General features: G+C 68.5%; 12 protein-coding genes. 10 read left to right on the forward strand and 2 right to left on the reverse strand.

The features are described 5' to 3' along the window. The first annotated feature begins 118 nt into the window (after positions 1-118). From A5704_RS22680 to A5704_RS22690, 3 genes are all read left to right on the forward strand, one after another. Positions 119-859, forward strand: a complete 741-nt coding sequence (locus A5704_RS22680) for an SDR family oxidoreductase (RefSeq protein WP_067891189.1) — start codon at positions 119-121, stop codon at positions 857-859. Positions 860-942: 83 nt separating this feature from the next. Further along, on the forward strand, positions 943-2,304 hold the full coding sequence (locus A5704_RS22685; protein WP_231969217.1) for a molybdopterin-dependent oxidoreductase: 1,362 nt from the start codon (positions 943-945) through the stop codon (positions 2,302-2,304). Continuing rightward, a complete protein-coding gene (locus tag A5704_RS22690; protein WP_067891192.1) occupies positions 2,297-2,821 on the forward strand; it encodes a hypothetical protein in 525 nt (174 codons plus the stop codon). Before A5704_RS22685 ends, A5704_RS22690 begins: the two co-directional genes overlap by 8 nt. Here the strand turns inward: A5704_RS22690 and A5704_RS22695 are convergent. Continuing rightward, positions 2,798-3,160: an SHOCT domain-containing protein gene (locus tag A5704_RS22695; protein WP_067784647.1), complete on the reverse strand. Its 363-nt coding sequence runs from the start codon at positions 3,158-3,160 to the stop codon at positions 2,798-2,800. The two genes, A5704_RS22690 and A5704_RS22695, sit on opposite strands and share 24 nt — an antisense overlap. A gap of 525 nt (positions 3,161-3,685) precedes the next feature. On the opposite strand from A5704_RS22695, the gene A5704_RS22700 reads away from it, so the two are divergent. The 6 genes from A5704_RS22700 to A5704_RS22725 all read left to right on the forward strand — a co-directional run bounded on the left by A5704_RS22700 (position 3,686) and on the right by A5704_RS22725 (position 9,179). Next, entirely contained in the window at positions 3,686-3,997 is a 312-nt protein-coding gene (locus A5704_RS22700; protein WP_156669964.1) for a hypothetical protein, read from the forward strand. A 47-nt stretch (positions 3,998-4,044) separates the two neighbouring features. After that, positions 4,045-5,652 carry a class I adenylate-forming enzyme family protein gene (locus tag A5704_RS22705; RefSeq protein ID WP_067891195.1) on the forward strand — a complete coding sequence of 536 codons (1,608 nt, stop codon included), beginning with the start codon at positions 4,045-4,047 and terminating at the stop codon, positions 5,650-5,652. Continuing rightward, positions 5,639-6,412, forward strand: a complete 774-nt coding sequence (locus A5704_RS22710; protein WP_067891198.1) for a class II aldolase/adducin family protein — start codon at positions 5,639-5,641, stop codon at positions 6,410-6,412. Before A5704_RS22705 ends, A5704_RS22710 begins: the two co-directional genes overlap by 14 nt. A 116-nt stretch (positions 6,413-6,528) precedes the next feature. Then, the gene (locus A5704_RS22715) at positions 6,529-7,797 is read left to right on the forward strand and encodes an amidohydrolase family protein (protein ID WP_067891201.1); all 1,269 of its coding nucleotides are present in this window, start codon (positions 6,529-6,531) and stop codon (positions 7,795-7,797) included. A gap of 90 nt (positions 7,798-7,887) precedes the next feature. After that, positions 7,888-8,358: a GbsR/MarR family transcriptional regulator gene (locus tag A5704_RS22720; RefSeq protein WP_067750170.1), complete on the forward strand. Its 471-nt coding sequence runs from the start codon at positions 7,888-7,890 to the stop codon at positions 8,356-8,358. Beyond that, a complete protein-coding gene (locus A5704_RS22725) occupies positions 8,355-9,179 on the forward strand; it encodes a class I SAM-dependent methyltransferase (protein ID WP_067891204.1) in 825 nt (274 codons plus the stop codon). The genes A5704_RS22720 and A5704_RS22725 overlap by 4 nt, the downstream gene beginning before the upstream one ends. On the opposite strand, the gene A5704_RS22730 is transcribed toward A5704_RS22725, so the two are convergent. After that, complete coding sequence (locus A5704_RS22730) at positions 9,174-10,193, reverse strand: nitronate monooxygenase family protein (protein ID WP_067891207.1); 1,020 nt, start codon at positions 10,191-10,193, stop codon at positions 9,174-9,176. The two genes, A5704_RS22725 and A5704_RS22730, sit on opposite strands and share 6 nt — an antisense overlap. A 117-nt stretch (positions 10,194-10,310) precedes the next feature. On the opposite strand from A5704_RS22730, the gene A5704_RS22735 reads away from it, so the two are divergent. Then, the coding region (locus A5704_RS22735; RefSeq protein ID WP_156737734.1) for a sulfatase-like hydrolase/transferase at positions 10,311-11,185 on the forward strand (875 nt) is incomplete at its 3' end.

Raw genomic sequence — 11,185 nt, forward strand, 5'->3', positions numbered from 1 at the left:
GGTCCCGAACACGATTCCACCGGCGTCGAGGTGGAGCCGCCGCCGCGGGGCAAGGACTGACGCTCGGCGCCGCGCTCATCGAGTTGCCGTCGCCGGGCCGCTGGGTAGCCTGTGCGCGATGACGGGGATCGACGGGCAGGTCGTGGCCATCACCGGGGCGAGCAGCGGGATCGGCGAGGCGACCGCCCTGCTGCTGGCCGAGCGCGGCGCCCGGGTGACCATCGGCGCGCGCCGCGCCGAGCGACTCGATGAGATCGCACGGGAAATACGCGACCGGGGCGGATCCGCCGTCACCTGCCGCACCGACGTCTCGCGACCCGAAGACCTTCGGCGGCTCGTCGCGACGGCCACCGGCGAATTCGGCCGGCTCGATGTCCTGATCAGCAACGCCGGCATCAGCAAGATCGGGCCGGTGTCCGACCTCGACGTCGACGGATGGACGGCGATGATCGACGTCAACCTGCGGGGAGTGCTGCACGGGATCGCGGCGGCCCTGCCGGTTTTCCGAAATCAAGGGCGCGGACATTTCGTGACGACGGTGTCGACCGCGGGGCTCAAGATCGTGCCCACCATGGCGGTGTACGCCGCCACGAAGAACGCCGTTCGCACCCTGATGGAGGGCTTGCGCCAGGAATCCACCGACGGCGTCGTGCGGACCACATCGATCTCACCCGGATTCGTCGACACCCGATTGGACGATTCCATCGACGACGCGGCGATGCGCGCTCAGATCCGTCGCAACATGACCGAATTCGGCTTGCCGCCGGCGGCGGTGGCCCGGGCCATCGCGTTCGCCATCGAGCAACCGCACGAGGTCGAGATCGGCGACATCACCATCCGGCCAACGGTCCAGGGCTAGCAGCAGTCGGCGGGGTTGCCACTCCGGAGAACAGACACCGAAGTGAACCATTTCCAGCGCGCGCTCGTGGATGATCATCGATGATGCGCCGCGCCCCCAGTTCCGGCACCGAAGAGACCGAGCCGACCGATTCCGGTGGCTACGGGTTTCCCGCGCGGCTGTGGCGCCTCCTGGATGAGCACCCACCGCCCGGTGTCGGGCGGGCGCAGCGCTGGCGCAGCCCGCTGCGGGGACCATGGCTGACATCCGTATTCGGGTCGGTGCTGCTGGTCACGCTGCCGATCGTCATCATCACGGGGCTGCTGTCGTACGTCGCCTACGGGCCGCGGTTCGGCCAGGCCATCCCCGGCGACGTCGGATGGCTGAAGCTGCCGACGTTCGATTGGCCCACCAACCCGTCGTGGCTGTATCGGCTGACCCAGGGGTTGCACGTCGGGCTCGGGCTGATCCTGATCCCGGTGGTGCTGGCCAAGCTGTGGTCGGTGATCCCGCGACTGTTCGCGTGGCCGCCCGCCCGGTCCATAGCCCAACTGCTGGAACGGGTTTCGCTGCTGATGCTGGTCGGCGGCATCCTGTTCGAGATCGTCACGGGCGTGCTGAACATCCAGTACGACTACATCTTCGGTTTCAGCTTCTACACCGCGCATTACTTCGGCGCCTGGGTGTTCATCGCAGGATTCGTCGTGCACATCGCGATCAAGATCCCGGCCATGTGGTCCGGCCTGCGCTCGATCTCAGTGCGCGACGTGCTGCGCGCCGGCCGCGCCGAGACCCGCGCCGAACTATGGCAGCCGGACGGGCTGGTCGCCGCGGATCCGGCGCCCGCGACGATGAGCCGCCGCGGCGCCCTGGCGCTCGTGGGCGGCGGTGCGGCGTTCATGGCGGCCATCACCGCGGGGCAGACGTTGGGTGGGTTCACGCGGCCCGCGGCCCTGCTGCTTCCGCGCGGCCGCACCCGCGGGGATGGTCCCGGCGACTTCGAGGTCAACCGGACCGCGGTGGTGGCCGGCATTTCCGCCGAAGACACGGGCGAGCGCTGGCGGCTCACCTTGAGCGGCGGCCCGCACGCCGTCGTCCTGGACCGCTCCGCCCTCCTGGCCATGCCGCAGCGCACCGCCACGCTGCCGATCGCCTGCGTGGAAGGCTGGTCCACCACCCAAACGTGGACCGGTGTGCGCCTGGCGGACCTGGCCCGGCTCGCCGGCGTACCGGCTCCCGACTCGGCGTACGTCTCGTCGTTGGAGCGCGGGGGCGCGTTCGGCCGCGCGACGCTGCAGGGTAGCCAGGTGCTGCACCCCGATGCGTTGCTGGCCCTGCGCGTCAACGGCACCGACCTGTCCCCGGACCATGGGTTCCCGGCGCGCATCATCGTGCCCGCGTTGCCCGGCGTACACAACACCAAATGGGTGGAATCAATTGCCTTCAGGGCCGGCCCAAATGCATAGCGCCCGAGCGGCTTTCATGAGGCTCTACGGGTCCGGCCCATGGCATCTGTTGATCCTGATCGCCGGGTTCGCCCTCTTGGGCTACGTGGTGGCCACCAGCAAACCGGTCACGCTGTGGAACACGCACGTGTGGTGGCAGTCGATCATCGTGTGGTTCGCCGCGGCCATCGTCGCCCACGACCTGGTGTTGTTCCCGATCTACGCATTGCTCGACCGGCTGCTGTCGCGCTCCGTCGTCCGGCTGCCGCCGCGGCCGGTGCCCGTGATCAATCACATCCGGGTGCCCGCGCTCGGTGCGGGGCTGACGCTGCTGGTGTTCCTGCCCGGCATCATCAAGCAGGGCGCCGCCACGTATTCGGCCGCGACCGGCCAGACGCAGGATCCCTTTCTTGGCCGCTGGCTGCTGCTGACCTCGGCGATGTTCGGCGTCAGCGCCGCGATCTACGCGGTCCGCACGGCGACGGCGCATCGAGGCGCCGAGGCGGCACCCGACCTACATGTTGGCGATGATTTGTAGGCGCTGGGCGCTGTATTCGGTGTCGGTGATGGCGCCCCTGGCGTGCAGGTCCTCGAGTTGTTTGAGGCGGTCGTACAGCGGTGGCTCGGGCCGCGCGACCGCGGCCGGGTGAGCAGCGTGGACGCCCCCGGTGTGCGGCATCGAGCCGCCCTTGGTGGTCCAACCCGCGCCGAGATCGATCAGCCGCAGCGCGAACAGCACGCCCGCGCCGGTGATCGGCAGGCCGAGGTAGATCATCCACCCCAACGGCACGCCGGCCCGGCTCAGCGCGAAATAGCGCGTCAGCAGGACCAGCGCGAGCATCCCGCCGGCCAGCAGCACGACGACCTTGCTTTTCATCCGCCATGAACCTCCGTGTCGATCGCTGCGGGGCGCAGCGGTGGTGCGGCAAGTGCAACCCGGCGGGGCCGCTACCGATCCCAAGGGCGCTAAGCGCATTCACCGTCCACGGCGGCGCTGGAAGGATTCTTGGTGACTTCTTGGAGTGTTCTTTGAAACCCGCGCGTGTTCTGCGCGTGCGGCGGCGACTAACTACTCTGGTGAGCATGGGAAACGGGCGGACCGGGACGGCGAAGGCGTTATGCGCCTGCCTGGCCGCACTTGTCTTGCTGCCATTCGACGCCACCCCGATGGCGGCCATCACAAAAACCGTTGCGCCGTCCCCATCCTCGTCGATCGACCACAGTGCCCTCGGACCGCCCAGCTCGCCCTGCTTTATCGGCCTCAACTGCGGATGTGTTCAGCACTGCCAATCGCCGCCACGCCCACGCCCGCCGGCCGTGGCCGGCGATCCACAGCACGCCCCGCCCGCCTCCACGCCGCCAAATCCCTAGTCCGACCGCCTGAAAGCACACTGGAGAGATCGTGAAGATTCGACAAGCCCAGCCCGTGGCCGCGGTCGGCGGTGTCTTCGCAGCGCTCGTCCTGGCGTTCGGGTGGTCGGACGCCGACACGGTCACCCGGGCCGCAAACCCGACGTCTTCGTCCAACGTGACGCCGGCGCCCCCGCCCGCCCCGGGCGGCGCCCTGCCGGTGCAACCCGCCGGCGGGGGCGGCTGCATCATCGGCCTCAACTGCGGTTGCACGCGCAACTGCCACAAGCCGCGGCCCCGTCCTCCGGGCCCCGTCAGCGACCCGCAACACGACGCGCCCGCACCGGCCCCGGAGAACCCCTAGCGGGCAGTACCCGGCGAGGCCGCCGGCCGCTTTCCTATCATCGGCTGATGGAGATCGAGTCCTCGCCGGCGTTCAGTGCCGAGGACTCGGCCCGGTTTCATGCTTGCGGCTTCTGGTCGGACACGACGTTGTCGGACGCGGTACGCCGCAACGCCGAACGGTCGCCGGACCGCCTTGCCTATGTCGACCATGCCGGGACAGCGCTGAGCTGGCGCCAATTCGACGATGCCGCAAGCGCTCTGGCCGAGAGACTGGCCGGCGCGGGGATCGAGCCCGGCGACCGCGCGGCGGTGTGGCACGGCGACTCCGCGGCCCTGCACGCGCTGTTCGTCGCGATCGAGCGGTGCGGGGCGGTCGTCGTCGGCGTCGGCGCGCGCGCCGGAGCCCGTGAAGTCACGGCGATACTGCGCAGCGCCCAGCCGAAAATCCTGATCAGCGACCAACTGCGTGGGGCGACCGCGGCGCACGTCGCCGGGGAGCTTGCGCTCCCCACCCTGACGCTGGACTCGCCCGCCGGCTCGCCGCGACTCGACGTTCGGGCGGCGCGGAAGGCGCTTGCCCCCGAATCCCGACTCGGGCCCGACGATGTATTCCTCATCAACTCGACATCCGGCACCACCGGGCTGCCCAAGTGCGTGGTGCACACACAGAATCGCTGGCACTACTTCCACCAGAAGGCCGTCGCCAACGGGCTGCTGACGTCGGAGGACGTTTTCCTGCCGGTCATCCCGACACCGTTCGGATTCGGGTTATGGACCAGCCACACCACGCCGATCTATCTCGGCGCCACCGCCGTCATCCTGGACCGGTTCAGCACGCGGGCGACCTGCGAGGCGATAGCCCAACACCGGGCCACCGTATTGTGCTGTGTCAGTACGCAATTGACCATGCTGATGGCGGATCCCGCGACCCGCGACCACGACCTGAGCTCGCTGCGGGTCGTGTTCACCGGCGGTGAGGCGCTGCCCTACCGGCCGGCGGCCGAGTTCGAGGAACTCACCGGCGCGACGATCCTGCAGTTCTACGGCTCCAACGAAACCGGGATGCTGAGCGCCACCACGGTCAACGACACACGCGAACGCCGGCTGCGCACGGGCGGGCGGATCGTGCCGGAAATGGCGGTCCGGCTCTTCGACGGGGACCGCGACGTGACCGCGACCGGCAAGGGCCAGCCGGCCTGCCGCGGCCCGGCGACCAGCCTCGGCTACCTCGGCGGAACCGATCACGACAAGCTGTTCACCCGAGACGGCTGGATGCGCATGGGGGACATCTGCGAGATCGACGCGGACGGATACCTGACCGTCACCGGGCGAACTTCCGACTTCATCCTGCGCGGCGGAAAGAACATCAGCGCAACGCAGGTCGAGGATGCCGCCACCACCCACCCTGCCATCGCGGTGGCGGCCGCGGTCGCGATGCCCGACCCGGTGTTCGGCGAAAAGGTATGCCTCTACGCCGAACTCGTCGGCTCGGCCACGATCGAACTGGCCGAGCTGGTCGAACACCTGCTGGCGCTGGGGGTGTCCAAGGAGTTGTTGCCCGAACGGCTCATCGTGGTCGACGAGCTTCCGCGCTCGTCGGGCGGCAAGGTTGCCAAAGGCCGGCTGCGCGAGGATATTCGAGCCAGAACGGAGGCCGAACATGAATGCTCCTGACGCGCGCCGGGGCGGCCTGGAGGTATGGGCGCCGTCGGTGGTCCCCCCGATCGGGGTCGACTTGTCCGACGAGCAGGCGCTCGCGGTCGCCTTCCGCCACCTGGCCGGCATCGGGTTCGCCGAGAACATGGCCGGACACATTACCTGGCAACCCGACGGCCGGACGGAGATGCTGGTCAATCCGTGGGGGCTGTGGTGGCAGGAGATCACGGCGTCCGACATCTGCGTGGTCGACGCCGACGCCCGGGTGCTGCGGGGCCGGTGGGACGTCACCCCGGCGATTTACATCCACACCGAGCTGCACCGCGTCCGCGACGACGCCCGGGTGGTCATCCATAACCACCCTTACTACGTCTGCGTGCTCGCCGCGTTGGGCCGGTTGCCCGAATTGGTGCACCAGACCAGTTCGCTCTTCCTCGATGACCTCTGCCTCGTCGAAACCTATGACGGCGAGGTCGACAGCCCCGCCCGCGCGGCCGAGCTCGCCGCACGGATCGGGGCCGCAAACCTGACCATCCTGGCCAACCACGGCGTCATCGCGACCGGGCGCAACCTGCCCGAAGCCGTCTACCGCGCGGCGTCCATCGAACGGGTCTGCAAGCTGGCCTACGACGTGCTGCTCACGGGCAAGGAGCCGGTGGCCATGAAGTGGTCCGACATGGCAGGCATGCAGCGGTCTCTCGTCGAGCGCGCCGCCGACGTGTACTGGGCGGGCGCGGCGCGGATGACCATCAAGGCCGACCCCGACGTGCTCACGTGAACCCCGTCGTCGCGCGTGCGTCCACGGCGGCGACACGTCGACAGGCGTCGCCCGCGTCGCACACCGAAGGCCGGCGACACACGCTCGATTACGCCTCCACGCAAGGAGATTGACCAGTGAAATCGATCGACGAGCTGGCCGGCAACCTCAACTTCACGACGGCGAAGACCGGCGAGCAACGCTCGGTCACCTTCTTGCCCGATCCGCCCCGCGCGCCGCGGCGCTACACCGTGATCTCCGTCGACGATCACATCGTCGAGCCGCCGGATACCTTCGCCGGGCGGCTGCCGCGCAAATTCGCCGACCGGGCGCCCAAAGTCGTCGAGACCGACAGCGGCGGACAGACCTGGGTCTACGACGGTCGGGAGCTGCCCAACGTCGGATTCAACGCCGTCGTCGGCCGTCCGGTGGCCGAGTATGGCTTCGAGCCGGTGCGGTTCGACGAAATGCGCAGGGGCGCCTGGGATATCCACGAGCGTGTCAAGGACATGGACCTCAACGGCATCTACGCCTCGCTCAACTTCCCGTCTTTCCTGCCCGGATTCGCCGGCCAGCGCCTGCAGCAGGTGACCAGTGACCGCGACCTGGCGCTGGCCTCGGTGCGCGCGTGGAACGACTGGCACCTCGAGGTGTGGGCGGGCTCGTATCCCGAGCGCATCATTCCCTGCCAATTGCCGTGGCTGCTCGACCCCGAACTCGGCGCGCGGATGATCTACGAGAACGCCGAGCGTGGGTTCCACGCCGTCACGTTCAGCGAAAACCCGGCGATGCTGGGGCTGCCCAGCATCCATTCCAAACACTGGGACCCGATCATGGCGGCGTGCGCCGAAACGGGCACCGTGGTGAACCTGCACATCGGCTCGTCGGGCTCCTCACCCTCCACGACCGACGACGCGCCTCCGGACGTGCAGGGCGTGTTGTTCTTCGCCTATGCCATCTCCGCGGCGGTCGACTGGCTGTATTCCGGGCTGCCCAGCAGATTCCCCAACTTGAAGATCTGTTTGTCGGAAGGCGGCATCGGGTGGGTGGCGGGCCTGCTGGATCGCCTCGACCACATGCTCAGCTATCACGCGATGTACGGCACCTGGGCGGCGCTGGGCGAAAGCCTCACGCCCGCAGAGGTGTTCACTCGCAACTTCTGGTTCTGCGCCGTGGAGGACAAGTCCTCGTTCGTCCAGCGCGACCGGATCGGCGTGGACAACATCATGCTGGAGGCCGACTACCCGCATTGCGACTCCACCTGGCCCCACACCCAAGAGACGATCCACGAGCAAATCGGCGACCTGCCCACGGACGTGATCCGGAAGTTCAGCTGGGAGAACGCCTCTCGCCTTTATCGCCACCCGGTGCCGGAAGACGTGCAGCGGAATCCCGACGCGTTCTAGCGGGCGCCGCTCTCGCCGTAACGGCCCTTCCATAATCGGCTTCTGCTCCGTACGCTACGTTCAGTATGTACTAAACGTAGCGGGAGGGTCATGTCGCCGGAAGAGGCCGAGTTCGTCGACCGCCTCGGGCTGTTCTTCGAACTGCTCGGCGCCACCCGGACCATGGGCCGGCTGTATGGATGGCTGCTGATCTGTCATCCGCCGCAACAGTCACTGACTCAGCTGGCCGACGCGTTATCGGTGAGCAAGGCCTCCATCAGCACCGTCGCCCGCCAGCTCCTGGAGGGTGGCATGGTGGAGCGGTTGCCCAGCCCGGACCGCCAACACCTGTATCGGGTCACGCCGGGCGGGTTCACCAGCGTTCTTAAAACCCAGCTCTCGCTCATGCGGCTGGGCATCGAGCCCGCCGAGTTCGCCCTTTCCGTGCTGCACGAGGACCGCGCCGAACAGCGGCAGCGTGTCGAGGATTTCCGCGACTTCTGCGAGTTCTGCACCAACGCCTACCGCGATCAGCTCATGCAGATGTGGACCGAATATCGGGCGGCAAGGAGAAAGCCATGACCCCGACCGACAAGGTCGACTTCACATCCGTACCGTGGGGTTCGGTGGAATGGACGAACCTCGTCACGCTCTATCTGCGGGCTCACGAAAGCCGTTCGAACCGGCCCATTTTGGGCGACAAAGCGGCGGCGGCAGCGGTGGAGCGGATCGACTACGACTTCAAGCGAATCCATCGGAGCTCGCTGCCGGCGTCGAACCAGTACCTGGTCGCCCTGCGCGCCAAGCGGCTCGACGACTGGTGCGCGGAATTCCTGCGGCGCCACCCGGACGCGGTGGTGCTGCACCTGGGTTGCGGGCTCGACGGCCGCGCTTTCCGGCTCACCGTGCCGCCGTCGGCCTCGTGGTTCGACGTCGACCAGCCCGGTGTCATCGAGCTGCGGCGACGGCTCTATCAGGACACCGAGCGGTACCGGATGATCGGCTCGTCGGTGACCGATCCGGGGTGGCTGGACCAGGTTCCGATCGATCGCCCCACGCTGGTCATCGCCGAGGGCCTGCTGATGTACCTGACCGAACAGCAGGTCCGCGACTTATTGCAGCGTCTGACCGGCCGATTCCAAAGCGGCGAAATGCATTTCGACACGCTCTCGGCGCTGGCGCCGTTGCTGTCGAAGCTGTTCACCCGCGGGATCATCAAGTGGGGCATCCGCGATGCGCGGGAGCTGGAGAACTGGAATCCTCGGCTGCGCCTGCTCGAACAGGTCCCGGCGCTGGCAGGTTACCAACAGATCGAATCGGCGCCGGTCCGGTTCGTGTACAAACTCACCTGTGCGACTCCCGGCGGCCGGTATGACGTGCTGAACCGCTTCGAATACTCATAGGTCGGAAGCCAGCCGCCGAAGAATATCGGCGGTGGGTTCGGCGGTGGCATTCCGGTACCCGGTGCCCGCCCACAGGTGCACGTAGCCGGGCTTGCCCGCCGCGGCCGCGGCCTTCCGTAGCGGGCTGGTCAGGTAGTGGATGGCCGGATAGCCCAGCGGCGCCTGCGCCTCGTGGGCATCGATGAACGCGTTGCGCAGCCCGCGGGCGGGGCGGCCGGTGAAGGCGCGCGTGAGCACCGTCTCGGCGTACGCGGGATCGGTCAGGGCCGCCTGATGCGTGGCCGATGCGCCGCTTTCGTCCGCGCGCAGCAGAACCGTCCCGACGGCGGCCGCCGCGGCGCCCGCACGGATCACCTCGGCCACCGCGGCGGGGCTGGCGAGCCCGCCGGCGGCCATGACCGGCAGCGGCACGGCCGCGACGATGCGCTCGACCAGTTCGGCGATCGGCACCGGCCGCAGCGGCTCCCGCGGCGAGAGTGTGCCCGAGTGACCGCCCGCGGCTGCCCCCTGCACGGCGAGCATGTCGACCCCGGCGTCGCGTGCCGCCACCGCCTCGTCGGGTGTGGTCACCGTCTGCACCACGACGCTGCCCGCCTTGCGCAGCGCCGCGATCACCGCCCGCGGCGGGATGCCGAAGGTGAACGACACCATGGGAACCGGGTCGTCGAGCAGCAGCGCGACCTTTTCGTCGAACTTGTCGCTGTCCTCGATCGGCTCCGAGGGCAGCGTCAGCCCGAACTGATCCGCGTCGCGCTGGACGATCGCGGCGTAGGCGCGGTAGCGCTCGGGGTCAACCGGCAGCGGATTGGGTGCAAACAGGTTGATACCGAACGCGATTCCCTCGGCGCGAACCTGCTTGACCTCGGCCTCCACGGCTTCCACGGTCTTGTACCCGGCCGCGAGCATGCCCAGGCCGCCCGCGCGGGTCGCGGCCGAGACCATTGCGGGGGTGGTCGGGCCGCCAGCCATCGGGGCGGCGACCAGCGGGATGGACATTTCGAAACCTGCCAGCATGTCGGAGCCCTTCCGGTGTAACCGTGCGCCGAACGCGGACAGCGCAGCCCTGACAATAACGACGCCCCGTCGCGGTGGCATTCCGCCCGGGCAGATGACCTGGCAGGATGCTTCACCGTGAAGAGGCCCAACTTCCTCGTGATCGTGGCGGACGACCTCGGGTTTTCCGATATCGGCGCGTTCGGCGGCGAAATCGAGACGCCGAACCTCGATCGGTTGGCCCACGCGGGGATCCGGCTCACCGACTTCCACTCGGCGCCTGCGTGCTCACCCACCCGGGCGATGCTGCTGACGGGCACGGACCACCACATCGCCGGCATCGGCACCATGCTGGAGGTCGCCGGCCCCGGGTTTCGCGGGGCGCCCGGCTACGAGGGCTACCTGAACGACCGGGTGGTGGCGTTGCCGGAACTACTGCGCGACGCGGGATACCTGACGCTGATGTCGGGCAAGTGGCACCTGGGCGCCACGATCGACAGGTCGCCCTGGGCGCGCGGTTTCGAGCGCTCGTTCGCGCTGCTGCCGGCCGGGGCCAGCCATTTCGGCGGCGGCGGCGCCCGCAGCTTCTCGCCGGTGCCAACGCTTTACACCGAGGACGACCAGTTCGTCACCGTGGGGGATGACTTCTACTCGTCGGACTTCTACACCGACAAGCTGCTGCAGTATTTCGGCGAACGCGCCCCCGGCGACGACCGGCCGTTCTTCGCGTACCTGCCCTTCCAGGCGCCGCATTGGCCGCTGCAGGCCCCGGACGAATCCATCGCGAAGTACCGCGGCCGCTACGACGCCGGACCCGACGCGCTGCGCGAAGAGCGACTGGCCGCACTCAAGCGGCTGGGCCTGTGTCCGCCGGACGTCGAGGCGCACCCGGTCGTTGCCGACGGCGCTCCCGAGTGGGCCGACATGACCGATGAACAGCGCGCGGTGTCGGTTCGTAGCATGGAGGTCTACGCCGCGATGGTCGACCGGATGGACTGGAATATCGGCCGGGT

Origin of the sequence: Mycobacterium sp. E735 (assembly GCF_001666955.1) — a bacterium.
Classification (GTDB): domain Bacteria; phylum Actinomycetota; class Actinomycetes; order Mycobacteriales; family Mycobacteriaceae; genus Mycobacterium.